General features: G+C 67.4%; 19 protein-coding genes and 1 tRNA gene. 5 read left to right on the top strand and 15 right to left on the bottom strand.

The genetic code is table 11. The features are described 5' to 3' along the window. Window positions 1–35: 35 nt before the first annotated feature. The 7 genes from GV832_RS08315 to infA form a co-directional block, all read right to left on the bottom strand. Entirely contained in the window at window positions 36–1,802 is a 1,767-nt protein-coding gene (locus GV832_RS08315; RefSeq protein ID WP_168774380.1) for a DUF927 domain-containing protein, read from the bottom strand. Between the two features lie 4 nt (window positions 1,803–1,806). Then, complete coding sequence (locus GV832_RS08310) at window positions 1,807–2,061, bottom strand: helix-turn-helix transcriptional regulator (RefSeq protein ID WP_168774379.1); 255 nt, start codon at window positions 2,059–2,061, stop codon at window positions 1,807–1,809. Window positions 2,062–2,299: 238 nt separating this feature from the next. Further along, a tRNA-Phe gene (locus GV832_RS08305) sits at window positions 2,300–2,375 on the bottom strand. 251 nt (window positions 2,376–2,626) lie between these two features. Then, window positions 2,627–2,830, bottom strand: coding sequence for a DNA gyrase inhibitor YacG (locus GV832_RS08300; protein WP_168774378.1), 204 nt, complete (start codon window positions 2,828–2,830; stop codon window positions 2,627–2,629). Then, window positions 2,827–3,861, bottom strand: coding sequence for a ribonuclease E/G (locus GV832_RS08295; protein WP_168774377.1), 1,035 nt, complete (start codon window positions 3,859–3,861; stop codon window positions 2,827–2,829). Before GV832_RS08295 ends, GV832_RS08300 begins: the two co-directional genes overlap by 4 nt. After that, on the bottom strand, window positions 3,858–4,433 hold the full coding sequence (locus GV832_RS08290; protein WP_168774376.1) for a Maf family protein: 576 nt from the start codon (window positions 4,431–4,433) through the stop codon (window positions 3,858–3,860). Before GV832_RS08290 ends, GV832_RS08295 begins: the two co-directional genes overlap by 4 nt. Then, a complete protein-coding gene (gene infA, locus GV832_RS08285) occupies window positions 4,430–4,648 on the bottom strand; it encodes a translation initiation factor IF-1 (protein WP_008028414.1) in 219 nt (72 codons plus the stop codon). The genes GV832_RS08290 and infA overlap by 4 nt, the downstream gene beginning before the upstream one ends. A 184-nt stretch (window positions 4,649–4,832) precedes the next feature. Here infA and GV832_RS08280 point away from each other — a divergent pair, with 184 nt between their 5' ends. Then, window positions 4,833–5,720 carry a cation diffusion facilitator family transporter gene (locus GV832_RS08280; protein ID WP_168774375.1) on the top strand — a complete coding sequence of 296 codons (888 nt, stop codon included), beginning with the start codon at window positions 4,833–4,835 and terminating at the stop codon, window positions 5,718–5,720. A gap of 108 nt (window positions 5,721–5,828) precedes the next feature. Here GV832_RS08280 and GV832_RS08275 read toward each other — a convergent pair whose 3' ends face one another. Next, window positions 5,829–6,032, bottom strand: a complete 204-nt coding sequence (locus GV832_RS08275) for a DUF1674 domain-containing protein (RefSeq protein WP_168774374.1) — start codon at window positions 6,030–6,032, stop codon at window positions 5,829–5,831. 58 nt (window positions 6,033–6,090) lie between these two features. Between GV832_RS08275 and GV832_RS08270 the strand changes: the two genes are divergently transcribed. Further along, window positions 6,091–7,320, top strand: a complete 1,230-nt coding sequence (locus tag GV832_RS08270) for a transcription antitermination factor NusB (protein WP_168774373.1) — start codon at window positions 6,091–6,093, stop codon at window positions 7,318–7,320. 236 nt (window positions 7,321–7,556) lie between these two features. On the opposite strand, the gene GV832_RS08265 is transcribed toward GV832_RS08270, so the two are convergent. Genes GV832_RS08265 through GV832_RS08250 form a run of 4 tightly spaced genes read right to left on the bottom strand, consistent with a single transcriptional unit; the run spans window position 7,557 to window position 11,000 of the window. Next, window positions 7,557–8,279 carry an SDR family NAD(P)-dependent oxidoreductase gene (locus GV832_RS08265; RefSeq protein ID WP_168774372.1) on the bottom strand — a complete coding sequence of 241 codons (723 nt, stop codon included), beginning with the start codon at window positions 8,277–8,279 and terminating at the stop codon, window positions 7,557–7,559. Then, the gene (locus tag GV832_RS08260) at window positions 8,276–8,848 is read right to left on the bottom strand and encodes a DUF3833 domain-containing protein (RefSeq protein ID WP_168774371.1); all 573 of its coding nucleotides are present in this window, start codon (window positions 8,846–8,848) and stop codon (window positions 8,276–8,278) included. Before GV832_RS08260 ends, GV832_RS08265 begins: the two co-directional genes overlap by 4 nt. Beyond that, window positions 8,845–9,708, bottom strand: coding sequence for a DUF1365 domain-containing protein (locus GV832_RS08255; RefSeq protein ID WP_168774370.1), 864 nt, complete (start codon window positions 9,706–9,708; stop codon window positions 8,845–8,847). The genes GV832_RS08260 and GV832_RS08255 overlap by 4 nt, the downstream gene beginning before the upstream one ends. Continuing rightward, on the bottom strand, window positions 9,705–11,000 hold the full coding sequence (locus GV832_RS08250; RefSeq protein WP_168774369.1) for an NAD(P)/FAD-dependent oxidoreductase: 1,296 nt from the start codon (window positions 10,998–11,000) through the stop codon (window positions 9,705–9,707). Before GV832_RS08250 ends, GV832_RS08255 begins: the two co-directional genes overlap by 4 nt. Window positions 11,001–11,191: 191 nt before the next feature. Here GV832_RS08250 and GV832_RS08245 point away from each other — a divergent pair, with 191 nt between their 5' ends. From GV832_RS08245 to GV832_RS08235, 3 genes are all read left to right on the top strand, one after another. Further along, window positions 11,192–11,743: a sigma-70 family RNA polymerase sigma factor gene (locus GV832_RS08245; RefSeq protein ID WP_168774439.1), complete on the top strand. Its 552-nt coding sequence runs from the start codon at window positions 11,192–11,194 to the stop codon at window positions 11,741–11,743. A 3-nt stretch (window positions 11,744–11,746) separates the two neighbouring features. Continuing rightward, window positions 11,747–12,388 carry a ChrR family anti-sigma-E factor gene (locus tag GV832_RS08240; protein ID WP_168774368.1) on the top strand — a complete coding sequence of 214 codons (642 nt, stop codon included), beginning with the start codon at window positions 11,747–11,749 and terminating at the stop codon, window positions 12,386–12,388. Window positions 12,389–12,560: 172 nt separating this feature from the next. After that, complete coding sequence (locus tag GV832_RS08235) at window positions 12,561–13,508, top strand: PHP domain-containing protein (RefSeq protein WP_168774438.1); 948 nt, start codon at window positions 12,561–12,563, stop codon at window positions 13,506–13,508. Window positions 13,509–13,752: 244 nt separating this feature from the next. On the opposite strand, the gene GV832_RS08230 is transcribed toward GV832_RS08235, so the two are convergent. From GV832_RS08230 to hutU, 3 genes are all read right to left on the bottom strand, one after another. Then, on the bottom strand, window positions 13,753–14,085 hold the full coding sequence (locus GV832_RS08230; protein ID WP_168774367.1) for a DnaJ family domain-containing protein: 333 nt from the start codon (window positions 14,083–14,085) through the stop codon (window positions 13,753–13,755). 43 nt (window positions 14,086–14,128) lie between these two features. Further along, a complete protein-coding gene (locus tag GV832_RS08225; RefSeq protein WP_168774366.1) occupies window positions 14,129–14,422 on the bottom strand; it encodes a DUF1330 domain-containing protein in 294 nt (97 codons plus the stop codon). Between the two features lie 66 nt (window positions 14,423–14,488). Continuing rightward, window positions 14,489–16,168: a urocanate hydratase gene (gene hutU / locus GV832_RS08220; protein ID WP_168774365.1), complete on the bottom strand. Its 1,680-nt coding sequence runs from the start codon at window positions 16,166–16,168 to the stop codon at window positions 14,489–14,491. Window positions 16,169–16,181: the final 13 nt, after the last annotated feature.

Here is a 16,181-nt window from a genome sequence, read left to right as displayed (position 1 = left end):
CATCTGGTCCGAGCGGTCCGACCGGCCGTCGGGGCTCATTCCATGTGTGTTCCGTCAGGGGAGGCCACGCCTTCGACGCAAGCCCGCCTCAAACGGTAGACCCTGGGTCGTCCGGGGATGGCGCGCGGGGCACGAGCCGCGATGTTGCGCCCGTCGCCGGTTTCGAGAACACCAGCACCCTCGAGGACCCGCGAGACAGATGCATGGCTGGGGCCATGGATCTCGACCCATGCCTCCGGCGAAAGGTAGATCCTCTCCTTGTCCTTCCACCCTTTCGTTCTGGACACACTGACCACAGGAAGCTCCGCGATCTCGCTGTCATGATCCCGCAGCCAGGACCGCAGTTTTTGAAGGTGGAGGGTCGCGGCCAAAGTCGAGCCATCGTCGCGGGCGGCCAGCCAGTCCTCGAAAACCTCGACCAGTGCGTTTTCGGCTTCACCTGCTGCCCAACCCGTAAGGCCGTGGCGGGTGGCAAGCTCTCCTGCGGCGGCCACATGGGCACAGCGCTTCAAGACGCGGAGCATCTGGCCATCGGGCTCGACGCCAAGGCCCTTGCGCATCCGGACCATGCCATTCTGCGCCAGGGTGCCGATCTGCGCGCGTGTGGCCTCCACATCGGCAAAGGCCGCCTCGACGAAGGCGGGGCCCGCCGTGCCATGGAAGCGAAGCCTCTGCGCCTTGATCAGGTCTGCAAAGGCCGCCCCATCCCTTGCGCCATGAAGCGTGTCGAAGGCGCCAAAGCGGCGCCCATCCGCGGCCACTTCGATCAAGCGCACCGCTTGGCCGGCCATGATATCCACCCCGGCCTCTGCAAGCTTGCGCGCCACGCCAAGTTCCCCGGTCGAAAGGAAAGCAAGCGCCCAGCTCTCGCCAGCCCTCAGCCCCGCCTCAGAGGTCATCCGACCCTTTCCCGCCCCATTCGACAGCGCATAGATCGCACGGCCAATGACCTTGGGCGCGGCCTCGCCGATCTCGTCCAGGATCAGGAGAGTTCCACTATGGGCGACCGCAAGGGCTTCGAGCCCGTTGGCCGTGGCGTTCCAGCTGCGGCGGAGGCGCGGCCCCCCCCAAACCGAGGCGGCGACTTCTGCAATCGTGGACTTGCCCCGCGAGCTGGAGCCACCGAGGTGAAAGCCGCCGCCCATGTCAGGGTCGACGAGGCCGAGGACCGGGCCGAAGAAGGCCAGCGACACGGCCATGATCATCAGGGGATTGCCGGAACACAGCGCGCCAATCTGCTCGCGCCAGTCTTCGATTCTGCCTGCGGGCTGCATATCTGCGGCTGCAGAGGTCGCGGCGGCATCGGCGACCAGTCCCTCGGCCCCGATCACTTGCCCGGTGGGCAGAACGAAGCAGGGCTGCGGCGTCAAATGCACGCCGATCCGGCCGATACGGGACCTCCGCGCCTGCGGCCGCCAGGCCTGCAAGACCCGCTGAAGCCGCTTGCCAGCGTCCGGGGCCTCCCCCAGCTGGTAACCTGCATTCAGGAGGGTAGAGAGCACCTTGCTCCAGTTCGTCGCAATCTCGCCATCGAGGAAGGTCAGGCGGTGGCGGGTGCCATCGGGGTCGGTGATGACCACGACCTTGCCCCAGCCCTGTCCGACGGCCTCCTTGAAGAGCGCCTCGATGACGAGCCAGGAGCCGATACGATGCGTTTTGCCGTCCGGGGCGGTCTGCCACAGGCCGTCGGGGAGGAGCTCAAGCCCCGGGGGCATGCCATCGGCATGCGCGACGGCGGTGGAAGGATCAGCGGGATCCACTTCGCGCCAGGCGTCGCGGGTGAGCGTGATCATCTGTCCCATGTCGTTACACCTCGGTCTGAGCTGCACCGAAGTCGAGGGCGACGTCCATGGGCATGGTGCAAAGGGCCCAGGTGAGGGAGGCTTCATAGGCCTCGATATCGGACAAGCGCCACCGCGTGGTTCCAGTTCCGATGCGCAGTCCTCTGGGGAACGCGCCTTCGCGGATCCAGCGCCGGATGGTCGCGGTGGAGACGTTGAAGCGGTCTGCGACCTCTTGCTCGGTCAGGTAGGGGCGGGGAATGGGGGTGATGGCGTTCATTCGGGTTCTCCTGAAGGCGGGCCGCAAAGCCTCGCCTTCATGATAGCAACCTGATCACTGCGCTGCGTCCGGATTGGATCTCTTTTTCGTGAACAGCGGGCAGAAGCAAGATCGAGCCTGTGCCGGTCCACTGCCCGAGGTTCGCGTCATGTTGTCCATATGTTGTCCAGGACGGCACAATAAAGGCACATCCCGCCGGACGCGAAACACAAACATCTTTGTTTTCAATGGGAAGGAGTGGTGCCCAGAGCCGGAATCGAACCAGCGACACGCGGATTTTCAATCCGCTGCTCTACCGACTGAGCTATCTGGGCACACTGTGTGGACGTCTCTGTCCTTCGGATGGCGGGGTGATACGTCAGGGGAATGCGCCTGTCCAGAGGGGTTTGACAGAAAAATGAACTTCGGCGCGAAAAGTTTTATGGGGGAAGGAGATGGGTGCCTCACAGGCCCAAGATTACTTGAAGAAACCCGCGCAACAGGCTGATCTGAAATGAAATCACCCCGCAGGCCCAAAGGCTTTGCGGGGCGTGGATCCGGGCTCGGGACGCGGCGGAAAGCCGCTTCAGATCGGGCGGCGGGCGGGGTTTTGGCCGGGGTCGGGGGAATCGACCTCGGCGGAATCGTCCTCTGCCTGGGCGGGCACCCGGTAATCCTCGTTCAGCCAGCGGCCAAGGTCGATGTCGGCGCAGCGCTTGGAGCAGAAGGGGCGGTATTTCGGCGGCTGACCCTCGGGTGGGGCGGCCTTGCCGCAGATCGGGCAGCTCACTTTGCCATCCCCGTCTTCATCAATCCAGCCAAGGCCAGCCGGTCGCGCTTGCGCACCAGCTCGTAAAGCCCGAGGCCCGTCCAGCCGGGCAGGTTGGTCTCGCCTTCCGACTTGAAGGCGGCCTTCAGGACCTGGTCGAGGATCGCCCGGTCGCGCTTGGGGATCGGCGCGAAGTCCACCACGACCTGGCCGCCCAGACCCCTCAGCCGCAATTGGCGCGGCAGGTCGCGGGCGGCGGCGATGTTCACCTTCAGGCTTGCCGCCGGAGAGCCATCCGGCCCGGTGTTCACATCGACAGCGACCAGCGCGCGGGTGGGCTCGATCATCATGTGACCGCCGCCGGGCAGGTCGACCCGCGCCGACAAGAGGTCGTCGATCATCTCCAGGACGCCCAGGCGCTTGAAGCCTTCGGTGACGACCTCATCGGCCGCCTCCCAGTCGCGCCAGGCGGTGTCATGGGCCGAGGCGCCCTCGACCAAAAGCTCCGGCCCGCCGTCCAGATCGGCGGTCACGGCATCGGCCATCTGGCGCAGCTCGGCCACTTCATCCGCGATTTCCTCGGCCTCGGCCTCCTCGGCGGCCGAGCGCAGGATCAGCCCATGGGCGGAGCCCTCCATCGCGGCATCGGCGAGCGCCTGGAGCTCGGCCCGCAGGCCCTCGTCGCGGATGCGGCGCGAGATGTTCAGGCCCGGCGCCTCGGGCGTCACAATGGCAAGCCGCCCCTTGAAGAGGAGCCGCGTCGTGACGGGCAGGGCCTTGCCCTCCTCGGCGGGGCCGGTGACCTGGACCACAATGCGCTGACCGGGGGCGAGGCCATCGGTCTGGCGCAGGAAACCCGAGCCCTGGGGCAGTTTGACGAACATGCCGCCCATGCCCTTCATCGGGCGATCGGCCACTGCGCGGTAGATGGCGCCGGGGAGCGGCGTGTCGTCCTCGGGGTCGATGAGCAGCTCTTCAAGCCGCCCCTCGGAGATCAGGGCTGCTGCCTTGCGGCCCTGGATTTCGTCCAGGACGATGACACGGCCGTTCATGACTGTCTCCAAACCGGCCAGCCGGCGGCGGCCAAAAGCGTTGCGGTCTCGGCCACGGGCAGGCCCATGATGGCGGAGAAGGAGCCCTGGATCCAGGGGATGAAGGCGCCCGCGAGCCCCTGGATGCCATAGCCGCCCGCCTTGCCCTGCCATTCGCCAGAGGCGACATAGGCCGCGATTTCGACCTCGGACAGGCGCTTGAAGCGGACTTGCGAGGTGACCTCACGGGCCCAGAGCCTCTCGCCGCGCTTCACCGCCACGGCGGTGATGACCTGGTGGCGGCGGCCCGACATCAGCGCCAAGAAAGCGGCGGCCTCGACGGCATTGGCGGGCTTGCCGAGGATCCGGCGGCCGAGCGCCACCGTCGTATCGGCGCAGAGCACGAGATCATCGGGCTCGCAGGCGACAGCGGCGGCCTTTTCCCGGGCGAGCCTTGCACAATAGGGCAGGGGCAGCTCGCGCGGCCCCGGGTCCTCGTTGATGTCAGGGGGAAGGATCGCGTCCGGCACGATCCCCAGCTGCGCCAGCAAGTCCTTGCGGCGCGGGCTGGCGGAACCGAGGATCAGCCTCACTTGAACCGGTAGTTGATGCGGCCCTTCGACAGGTCGTAGGGGGTCATTTCCACTTGCACCTTGTCGCCGGCCAGAACGCGGATGCGGTTCTTGCGCATCTTGCCTGCCATCACCGCGATCAATTCATGGCCATTGTCGAGTTCGACCTTGAATGTCGCATTGGGCAGGAGTTCCTTGACGACACCGGGGAATTCGAGCAGTTCTTCCTTGGCCATGGTCACTCCGAAAAGAGGATTGGCCCGCGTCCGGGGCGGATCGCAGGCATGGGCGGTGCTATGCGCCTGTTTTTCGCCGTTTTCAAGGGAAAAAGGCGGCTGCATGGCGGGCTTGCATCGGGCTAAGGTTGATCTGGGGGCCGGGCTTTGCTAGGGCCGCTCCCCTGACGAAGGCGGAGAGACCATGTCCAAGGCGATGAAACTGGGGGCGGGCAGCATTGCCGTGGGGCTGGTGGTCCTGGGGCTGAAGCTTTTGGCCTGGGTCATGACGGGCTCGGTGGCGCTTTTGTCGGATGCGCTGGAAAGCACGGTCAATGTCGTGACGGCGGTGGCGGCGCTTGTGGCCATTCACTATGCCTCGCAGCCCGCCGATGCCAACCACCCTTACGGCCATCACAAGGCCGAGCTCTTCTCGGCCATCCTCGAAGGCGTCATGATCATCGTGGCGGCCTTGCTGATCATGAAACAGGCCTATGAGGGGCTGATGGCGCCCCGCGTGCTGGAGGCGCCGATCGCGGGGATCCTGGTCAATGCCGGGGCCAGCGTCTTGAACGGGATCTGGTGCTGGGTGCTGATCCACCAGGGGCGGAAACACCGCTCTCCGGCCTTGGTGGCCGATGGCAAGCACCTTCTGTCGGATGTGGTTTCCTCGGTCGTGGTGGCCTTGGGGGTGCTTCTGGCGCTGGAGACCGGTTGGACCTGGGCCGATCCGGCGCTGGCGGGGCTGGTGGCCTTGAACATCCTGTGGTCAGGCTGGAAGGTGATGCGCCAGAGCCTTTCGGGGCTTTTGGATGAAAGCCTCTCCGAAGAGGTCCTGGCCGAGGTGCGGCGGGTGATCGGGCTCGAGGCCGTGGGGGCGGTCGAGGCGCATGACCTGAGGACGAGGGCGGCGGGGCCTGCGACCTTCATCGAGTTCCACCTGGTGGTGAAGGGCGAAATGACCGTGATCGAGGCGCATGAAATGTGCGACCGGGTCGAGGCGGCGCTGAAGGCGCTGATCGAGGGCTGCGTCATCACCATCCATGTCGAGCCCGAGCACAAGGCCAAGCATTCCGGCATCGTGGTCCTGTAAACCCGACCCTACCCGGGCCTCGCTCCCGCCCACCCATCCCCGCTCGGCCCGGGCAGGGTCGGGGCGCCGCAGGGCGGCGCTGCGCCCGGGCGGGGGTCTCCCCGCCGTTCAGAAATCGACCGCGATCCCCTTGCGCTCCCAATCGCCGTGGCGCGTGGGCTCCAGCCCCTTGGGGCCGCCAAGTTCGGGCGGCAGGGCGGGCTTTTCGGCCTTGCGCCGCTCTTCCGCCTCGGCCAGCGCGCGCAGGGCTGCGGGCGGCAGGACGCGCTCTTCTTCGGATTTCGGCAGGTCTTCGGCAGGTTCTTGGGGCATCGGGGCTTTCTCCGTCTCCGTTTCAGGATATAGGGCGGAAAAGCGAAGGGAAAGTGGCATGGCAGATCGGGCGCGGGCGGCGGCATTGGCTTTGTTGGCGGGGGTGATGGAGGCGGGGGAGAGCCTGGCCGACCAGGCCCCGGTGCTGGAGGCGCTCTCGGCCCCCGAGCGCGCCCGGGCCCAGCGCCTCGCCTCGGGCGTCTTGCGCCAGATGGGCCAGCTGGACCGCGCGCTTCTGCCGCTGTTGAAGAAGGCCCCGCCCCTGCCGGTCTGCAATGTCCTGCGGCTGGGGCTTCTGGAGCTGGTGACCGGCGAGGCGCCCCACGGCGTGGTCCACGAGGCGGTCGAGGCCGCCAAGAAGATCAACCCGGCCTTTGCGGGCATGGTGAACGCCGTCCTGCGCCGGGTCGATCCCAAGGCGGTCAAGGGCGATCAGCGCCTGCCCGACTGGCTGCGCGAGGCTCTGACCACCTCTTATGGCCGCCGCGCGGTCGAGGGGATGGAGCGCGTCTTCGCCAAGACCCCGCCCATCGATCTGACCCTGCGGGCGGATGCAACCGAGGCCGAGATCGCGTCCCTGGCCGCGGCGGGGGCGGTGGTCCTGCCCAATGGCTCCTTGCGGATGGCCTCGGGCCAGGTCTCGACCCTGCCGGGCTTTGCCGAGGGGCGGTTCTGGGTGCAGGATGCGGCGGCCGCGATGGCCGTCAAGATGCTGGGCGATGTGCGGGGCCTGCGTGTCCTTGACCTTTGCGCGGCGCCGGGGGGCAAGACGATGCAGCTCGCCGACCTCGGCGCCGAGGTCACGGCGCTGGATATCTCCGAACCCCGCCTGACGCGGCTGCGCGAGAACCTGGCGCGCACGGGGCTCAAGGCCGAGATCGTGGTGACCGATGCCCTGCATTGGACGCCCGAGGCGCCTTTCGACGCGATCCTTCTGGATGCCCCCTGTTCCGCCACCGGCACGATCCGCCGCCACCCGGACCTGCCTTACCTGCGCCAAGAGCGCGATGTCGGCGAGTTGGCCGCCTTGCAAACCAGGCTGGCCGACCGCGCCCGGGGCTGGCTGAAGAAGGGCGGGCGGATGGTCTTTTGCACCTGCTCGCTTCTGCCCGAAGAGGGCGAGGCCCAGGCCGAGCGCCTCTCTGACCTTGGCATGCGGGCGGTGAAACCCGCCTTGCCCGGGGTCGATCCCGCCTGGTGGGGCGCACATGGCCTGCGCCTGCGCCCGGACTATTGGGAGAAACAGGGCGGGATGGACGGCTTTTACATGGCCGCCTTGCAGGGCTGAGAATTTGGAAGGTTTGGAGTTTGGAGGGTTGAGGCCCCCTCTCTCCCCCCGCCGCCCCGGGCTTGAGCCCCATGGCCTCGACCCTTTGAGCGGTGAGGGGCGGTCAACGTTGCGTTTTTCGCGTCGAGGCCATGGGGCTCAAGCCCGGGGCGGCGGGGAGAAGATGACACTGCCAGGCACAGACCGGACGCCGGGAACGGCGCTGCCGCAACCCGTAGCCCGGGGTATACCCCGGGCTACTTCGGCGCAAAGACCCGGTAATAGGCCCAATCCGGCAGGAACCGGCTGCAACGGAAGAGCCAGGAGAAGACCCTCGGGAAATGCCGGGCGAAGCGGGGGCTCTCCATCAGGGTCACCATCTCGGCGGCGGCGGTTTCGGGCTCCATCAGGAAGGGCATCTTGAACTGGTTCTTCGCCGTCAGCCTGGTCTTGATGAAACCCGGCGAGGCGAGTTGCACCTTGACCCGCGTCCCCCGCAGATCGGCATGGAGGCTTTCCGCCAGCGCCATGCAACCGGCCTTGGAGGCCTGGTAGCCCATGGCCCCCGGCAGCCCGCGAAAGGCGGACAGGGACCCCGTCAGCACGATATGCCCGCGGCCCCGCTTCACCATCCCCGGCACGACGGCCGCCACCGCCCTTGCGGCGCCCATGAAATTCACGTCGCACATCTCGAGGAAGGGCGCGGGCTCCAGGGCCTCCGCGCTCATCGGCCAGTAGACGCCTGCGAGCCAGACCATGCCGTCGATCTCTCCCAGCATGTCGGCCGCGTGCTGGACGGCGGCGGCATCCTTGACATCCAAGGCCAGGACCCGCGCGCCGGGCAGTTCCGCCGCCAGCGCCGCCAGTTTCTCGCCATTGCGCGCCGAAAGCACCAGCGAAACGCCCTTCTTGTGCAGCGCCCGGGCAAGCGCCTCGCCCAGACCCTCCGAGGCGCCGATCAGCCAATATGTGCCTTTCACGCGGCCACCGCTTCGGGATGGGGGCGCATCGTGGCGATGAGCTCGGCCACCTTGATGCCGAACTTGCGGAACTGGCTGCGGTTCATGATCGTGCCATTGTCCATCAGGTACATCCAGTCGACCACATCCAGCACATGGCCCCCCGCCTCGGGCGCGAGCCGGATGCGGTATTTCATCTGCACCGCATTGCCCGAAACCACGCCGCGCCCCGGGCCCACCAGGTCATCGGCCTCGGCCACCAGGCCCTGGTTGCCCAAGGTCAGCCGCCATTCGCGGTCCTGGGTGCGGCCGCTGTCATAGAAGAACCGCTCCGACAGGACCGCCCGATTGCCCTCCCAGCGCCCCTCCATATGCGCGACGAAGCGGGAAGAGACGCGTCCCAGGGGCCCATAGACCACGCCTTCGCAAAGGATCGGCCCGTTCAGGTGCTTCCTGGGGTCGAAGGCGGGGGAGAGCGTCGCGTGATCTGCGGGGCGCTGGCTGATGAAGCCCATGAAGCGCGGCAGGAGCACCACCGCCCCCCAAAGGCCCAAGAAAAGGCCCACCAGGATCAGAAGGACTTCGGTCATCGGGACACCTCGTTGGTCGGGGGAGTGGGGCGGGGACGAAAGGGGACGCCCTTCCACCAGAGCTTGACGGCCTGCCAGTGGATCAGCGCCAGCACCCGGCGCGAGCCGAAGGGGCGGCGCAGGCTCGCCGCGATCAGGCCCGCCGAGGTCAGGGGGGCCAGACGCCCCGACAGCGTCGCGGTCAGCCCGCCCCGCGTGCCCTCGTGCTCGATCACGATGTTCAGCCGGTCGGGCCTTATGTCGAAGCGGAAGACATAGCCCCCCGCGATGTCCTGGAAGGGCGAGACATGGAAGACCTTCTGCGCGCTCAGCCGGTCCGAGGGGCCGATGGGGCCGAGGTCGTCGCGGTGGCAGAGATAGGAATGCCGGTCGCCATAGGTGTTGGTGACCTCGGCCACGACGACGCGCAGCCCCGTGTCATCCTCGCAAAGCCAGAAGGAGACCGGGTTGAAGACATGACCCAGGATGCGCGGCTGGGCCAGCAGCCGGATGCGGCTGGGGGCGGGGAGGCCATGGGCGGCGAGGGTCTCACGCACCCAAGGGGCGCCCCGGCCCTGGCCAGGAGGCCCGCCATGGTCGCGGTCGTGAAGGCTGGCGAGGTTGGCGCGGTTGCGGGAAAAGGCCCAAGGCCCAGGGGCTGCGGCCTCGGCATCGGTCAGGACATAGTCGATGCCATAGCGGAAGGCATTGGCGACGGAGCCCGTGCGGGAGTGGACGGTCTGGCCGCGCAGATGCAGGGCGGGCGCTGGCGGCAGACCCGGGGAGGGCTGCCTGCCCTCCCCGACCCACCCGGGAGTATTTGTGCCAATTTGAAAGGAAGGGGGCGCCTTGGGGGAGGCTGCGGTTGGCTGGTCGTTCATTGGGCGGCCTCGACCAGGGCCGGGCGGCGGGCGCGGATGGCCAGGGCCACGTCATGGGCCGAGGCGAAGCCGTCCTCGTGGAAGCCGTTCTTCATCCAGGCGCCGCAGAACCAGGTCGATGCGGTGCCGTTGAAGGCGCGGATCTCCTCCTGGGCCTTGAGCGCGGCAAGGTCATAGACCGGGTGGTGGAAGGTCCTTGTCTCGTAGATCTTGGCGGGGTCGATGGCGCGGTTGGGGTTCAAGGAGACGAAGAGCGGGTCCTCCTTGGGGATGGGTTGCAGCGAGTTCATCCAATAGGTCAGGTCGATGCGCGGGGCGCGCGGACCCTTGGGCTCGGCATAGGTCCAGGAGGCCCAGGCCCGGCGCGAGCGCGGCATGAGGCTTTCGTCGCAATGCAGGATCGCCGTGTTGGGCTGGTAGCGGATCGCCTTCAACGCCTTGGTCTCGGACGGGGTGGCATCCGCGAGCATGGCGAGCGTCTGGTCGGAATGGCTGGCGAAGATCACCTCGTCGAAGGCCTCCCATTCGCCGCCCTCGGCGCGGACAAGGACGCCCTCGGCCAGACGGCGGACAGCGGCGACGGGGGCCTTGAGCCGGATTTCGACGCCCTGGCGGGTCAGGTCGGCCTCGACCCGGCGGACATATTCGATGGAGCCGCCCTTGACCGTCTCCCATTGGTGATGGCGGAAGACGCCCATCAGGCCATGGTTGACGAAGAAGCGGATCAGGGCCTCGGCGGGGAAGTCGAGGACGCCCTCGGTGGGCGTGGACCAGATCGCGCCGGTGAAGGGGGTGATGTAATGGTCGCGGAAGGCGTCGGAGGTGCCAAGGGCCGCGAGGAGGTCGCGCAGCGTCATGCCGGGGCGCAGGACCTGGTCGGCCTTGCGGTGGAACTTCAGGATATCGGCCAGCATGCGCAGGTAAGAGGGGCTGAAGGCGTTCTTGCGCTGCGCGAAAAGCGAGCTCAGCGATTTCAGGCCATATTCGATCTCTCCGCCCTGGATCGAGGCGCCGAAGCTCATGTTCGAGGGCGCGACGGGCACGCCGAGCCGGTCGAAGAGGCCGGAGAGAAGCGGATAGTTCACCCGGTTGAAGACGATGAAGCCCATGTCGACCGGCTGGTCACCGCGCTTCCCCGCCCAGACCGTATGGGCATGGCCGCCGAGCCTGTCCGCCGCCTCGAAAAGCACCACCGCGTGATCGCTGGCCAGGAGATGGGCGGCCGCGAGGCCCGAGATGCCCCCGCCGATGACAGCGATGCGGGAGGGCGGGAAGCGGGTCTCGAAGGGCATGGTCTCTCCTGGTGTTGTCAGCCTGATACGGCTGCCGGGTCAGTTTGGATCACCAACGGGGGGGCGGGAAGAAAAGTTTCGCCCCGGGTGATCCGGGCCGGAAGTTGCGGCGTAGAAAGCTCATGTTGGTGATGCCGCAAACCCGCTCTGGCCTTTTCGATCCGCCCGCCTATGTTGCGGGTCAGGCGGCAATGGCGGGGACAGCACGGGTGCAGGGCGACTGGATCACCGAGATGGCGGCGGTCAAGGCGGGCGATCGCGCGGCCTTTGCCGTGCTGTTCCGGCATTTCGCGCCAAGGGTGAAGGCCTTTTTGATCAAGAACGGCGCCAATGCGGCCCTGGCGGAGGAATGCGCCCAGGATGTCATGGCGACGCTGTGGCAGAAGGCGGCAAGCTATGATCCGGTCAAGGCCTCGGTCTCGACCTGGATTTTCACCATCGCGCGGAACCGGATGATCGACATGATCCGCCGCGACCGCAGGCCCGAGGCGGAACCGGCGCCCTGGGACCTGGAAGAAGAGCCGGACCAGGCCGATCTTTACGCCACGGCCGAAGAGAACCGCCGCCTGGCCGCGGCCTTGGGCGAGCTGCCCGAAAAGCAGCGCAGCCTCATCCAGCGCGCCTATTGGGGCGATCTCAGCCAAAGCGAGATCGCGGCCGAGACCGGGCTGCCGCTGGGCACGATCAAATCGCGAATCCGCCTGGCGCTGGACCGCCTGCGGGCTCGATTGGCTGAAGGGTAAGACATGACGATTCGCCACCATCTTTCGGAAGACCTGCTCCTGGGTCACGCGGCGGGAAACCTGCCCGAGGCCTTTGCGCTGATCGTGGCCACCCATGTGTCTATGTGCGACGAATGCCGGGCGCGGCTGATGGCCTATGAGGTTCTCGGCGGGGCGGTGCTGGAACAAGAGACCGCCGCCATGGCCGATGACGCGCTGGCGCGGGCCATGGCGCGGATCGGCGGTGTGGCGCAGGCCCCGCGCGCCGTGGCGCGGGCGCCGAAGTCGGTGCTTCCGGCGCCGCTTCTGGACTATGTCGGCGGCGATCTTGAGGCGGTGAAATGGAGGACCTTGGGCATGGGGGTCCGGCAGGCGATCCTTCCCACCTCGCGCAGGGCCTCGGCGCGGCTCTTGCATATTCCGGCGGGCCAGGCCGTTCCCGACCACGGCCACCGGGGGCGCGAGCTGACCCTGGTGCTGCAAGGCGCCTTCCGCGATGCCACGGACCGCTTCGGGCCGGGGGATGTCGAGATTGCGGGCGAAGAGCTGGAGCATCAGCCCGTGGCAGAGCCCGGGGTGGATTGCATTTGCCTGGCCGTGACCGATGCGCCCCTGCGCTTCACCGATCTCATCCCGCGCCTGATGCAGCCCTTCTTCCGCATCTGAGGGGGCGCTGGCTTGACACCTTGGCGCGGGTGAGACGGGGGCACTTCGGGCTCCGGGGGGCCGACGCTGGCGCGTCGGCTTGCGTCTGCGACCTGGGACTGCGTCGCTTCTGTCGTGGAAGCGTCATGGCCCAGCGTGTAACCATGGGAAAAACCGGAGTGATCCCATGACCCTGACCCTTCCCGCCTTCACCAATCCCGGCCGTTTCTGGCGCGGCAACCTGCACACCCATTCGACCAATTCGGATGGAGTTCTTGCCCCCGCCGAGGTCTGCCGCCGCTACAAGGCGGAGGGCTATGACTTCATCGCCCTGACCGACCATTTCGTCGGCCGCTTCGGCTATCCGATCACCGACACGACAGGCTTCCGCGACCGCGACTTCACCACGATCCTCGGCGCCGAGCTGCATTCGGGCGCGATGGAAAACGGCGAGCTCTGGCATATCCTGGCCGTGGGGCTCCCGCCCGACTTCGCGCCCTCGCATACGCCGGATTTCGTGCCGGTGGCGGGGCAGGAGACGGGGCCCGAGATCGCGGCGCGGGCCGTGGCGGCGGGGGCCTTCGTGGCGATTGCCCATCCGCAATGGTCCTCGCTGACCTTCGACGATGCCAGGTCGATCTCCGCCGCCCATGCGGTCGAGATCTATAACCACGGCTGCGCCATGGGCTGTGACCGGGCGGATGGGTTCTTCGTCGCCGATCAGCTTCTGACCGAGGGGCGGCGCCTGACGCTGATCGCCACGGATGATGCGCATTTCTCGGAACCCGACCATTTCGGCGGCTGGACCATGGTCAAGGCGGAAGAGAACACGCCCGAGGCCCTGCTTGCGGCCTTGAAGGCGGGGGCCTTCTATTCCTCCACTGGGCCGGAATTGCGCGATGTGCGGGTCGAGGATGGGAAACTCGTCGTCGAATGCTCGGCCGTGCGGTCCATCGTGGCGATCGGCTGGGGGACGGGGGCCAAGGCCGTCCATGGCGAGAGCCTGACGCGGGGCGAAGTGCCCCTGGAGCGGCTGAACAACTCGCCCTGGGTCCGGGCCGCGGTGATCGATGCGGCGGGCAAGCGGGCCTGGTCGAACCCGATCTGGACCGGAGCGGTGGAGAAGAACCCGCGCGTCTGAGACCCAAGCGGAGCGGCTTTGCCGCAAGAGATGCATTCGGGGGGGCGCTGCCCCCCGAGGCCTTGCGGCCTCTCCCCCCGGGATATTTGTGAAAAGATGAAAGACGGGGCCCGGGGAGCGGCTTGCGCGGGAAGAGGCGGAGCGTGTCTTGGGCGGCGCAATGCGGCTGCGGGTGACAGACGATCCTGGGCTTTGTCGGCCGGACTTTGGGCTGGGCCTGCCTGGATGCGGGGCGTCGCGCCTTTTACCCTTTCAGGAAGCGGCGGCGCGATTCCTCGGCGATGGCCTGGCGCATCTGAAGCTCGGCCAGTTTGGCCATGGCCTGCCTGTGCTCGGGTCCCTCGGGGAGGGTGGCTAGGAGCGCGGCCTGCGCCTGGACCTGCTTTTTCAGCGTGATCTCCTCGGGCAGGACCCCGGCCTGGGCCATGATCCGGAAGCCCGCCGCATCGCCCGCGCTGACAAAGGCATCGCCGGGGCGGTCGGGCAGGGGTTTGCCTTCGCCCTCAAGGCCCTGCAACCCGCCCTTGAGCTGGGTTTTCAGGATTTGCCTTTCGGCGAGACGCGAGAGCCAGGACATGGGTCACCTCCGGTCGTCAGTCTAGACCTGCGGGCGGGGCCTGTCACTCTTCGACGATGGATATCCGGTATGTCGGAAAGGCAATGTCGCGGATCGGGATGATGGCCTGGTATTCCGGGCTGTCGAAGACCTGTGCCACCGCCGCGCGCGAGGGATATTCCACGATGACCACGGTTTGCGAGGGCATCTGGCCCACGACCGGATCGGTCAGCCGGAAGCGCTTGATGATTCGGCCGCCGGCGGCTTCGAGCAGGGGTTGGGTGACCTTGAAATAGGCGGCCAGCGCAACGGGTTGATCCTCGGCGACGGTCAGATGGGCAAGGACAGTGACGGGCATGGCGGCCTATTTCGGTTTTGCCCGAAGATCGGGCAAAACCATTAACGATCGGTTAGCGTAATTGACTCAATTGCCGAGGATGCCGGGCAGGCGCAGGCCGTTCGCGATGGCGCAGTCGCGGGCGATCTCGTAGCCCGCATCGGCATGGCGCCAGACGCCGGAGGCCGGGTCGTTCCAAAGGACGCGCTCGAGCCGCTTGGCCGCTTCGGGCGTGCCATCGGCCACGATGACCACGCCGGAGTGCTGCGAGAAGCCCATGCCGACGCCGCCGCCGTGGTGCAGCGAGACCCAGGTGGCGCCGGAGGCCGTGTTGACCAAGGCGTTCAGAAGCGGCCAGTCAGAGACGGCGTCGGAGCCGTCCTTCATGGCTTCGGTCTCGCGGTTGGGAGAGGCGACGGAGCCTGAGTCGAGGTGGTCGCGGCCGATCACGATGGGGGCTTTGAGTTCACCGCTGGCCACCATCTCGTTGAACATCAGCCCCGCGCGGTGGCGGTCGCCGAGGCCGATCCAGCAGATGCGGGCGGGCAGGCCCTGGAAGGCGATGCGTTCCCCCGCCATGTCCAGCCAGCGGTGGAGGTGCTGGTTCTCGGGGAAGAGGCGCTTCATCGCCGCATCGGTCTTGCGGATATCTTCGGGGTCGCCCGAGAGCGCCACCCAGCGGAAGGGGCCGATCCCCTGGCAGAAGAGCGGGCGGATATAGGCGGGGACGAAGCCCGGGAAGGCGAAGGCGTTCTCCATGCCCTCTTCCTTGGCGACCTGGCGGATGTTGTTGCCATAATCCAGCGTGGGGACGCCGGCGTTCCAGAAGGCGACCATGGCCTCGACATGGGCGCGCATCGAGGCGCGGGCGGCCTTTTGGACCTCCTCCGGGTGGGTCTCCTGCTTGGCGCGCCACTCCGCCGGGGTCCAGCCCGCCGGGCAATAGCCGTGCAGCGGGTCATGGGCCGAGGTCTGGTCGGTGACGATATCGGGGCGCATGCCGCCCTTGGCCATGCGGGCGTAGATCTCGGGGAAGATCTCGGCGGCATTGCCGAGGAGGCCCACGGATTTCGCCTCGCCCTTGGCGGTCCATTCCGCGATCATGGCCAGCGCCTCGTCCAGGGTCTTGGCCTTGGCGTCGAGGTATTTCGTGCGGATGCGGAAGTCGATGCGGGTCTCGTCGACCTCGACGGCGAGGCAGGAGGCGCCCGCGAAGACGGCGGCCAGGGGCTGTGCGCCGCCCATGCCGCCAAGGCCGCCGGTGAGGATCCAGCGGCCCTTGAGCGAGCCCTCGTAATGCTGGCGGCCCGCTTCGGCGAAGGTCTCGTAGGTGCCCTGCACGATGCCCTGCGTGCCGATGTAGATCCAGGACCCGGCCGTCATCTGGCCATACATCATCAGGCCCTTGGCATCCAACTCGTTGAAATGCTTCCAGGTCGCCCAATGGGGGACGAGGTTGGAATTGGCGATCAGCACGCGGGGGGCGTCCGTGTGGGTGCGGACAATGGCCACCGGTTTACCGGATTGGACGACGAGGGTCTCATCGGCGTTGAGGTCTCGGAGGGCGGCGCAGATGCGGTCGAAATCCTCCCAGGTGCGGGCGGCGCGGCCGATGCCGCCATAGACCACCAGCTCGTGGGGGTTTTCGGCGACGTCGGGGTGGAGGTTGTTCATCAGCATCCGCAGGGGTGCCTCGGTCAGCCAGGACTTGGCGGTGATCTCGGTGCCGGTGGCGGGGTAGATGTCGCGGGTGTTGTGGCGGGTCATGTCGGTCCTTTCG

Source organism: Stagnihabitans tardus (genome assembly GCF_009925085.1).
Lineage (GTDB): Bacteria > Pseudomonadota > Alphaproteobacteria > Rhodobacterales > Rhodobacteraceae > Stagnihabitans > Stagnihabitans tardus.
This window is presented reverse-complemented; position numbering and strand designations above follow the sequence as displayed.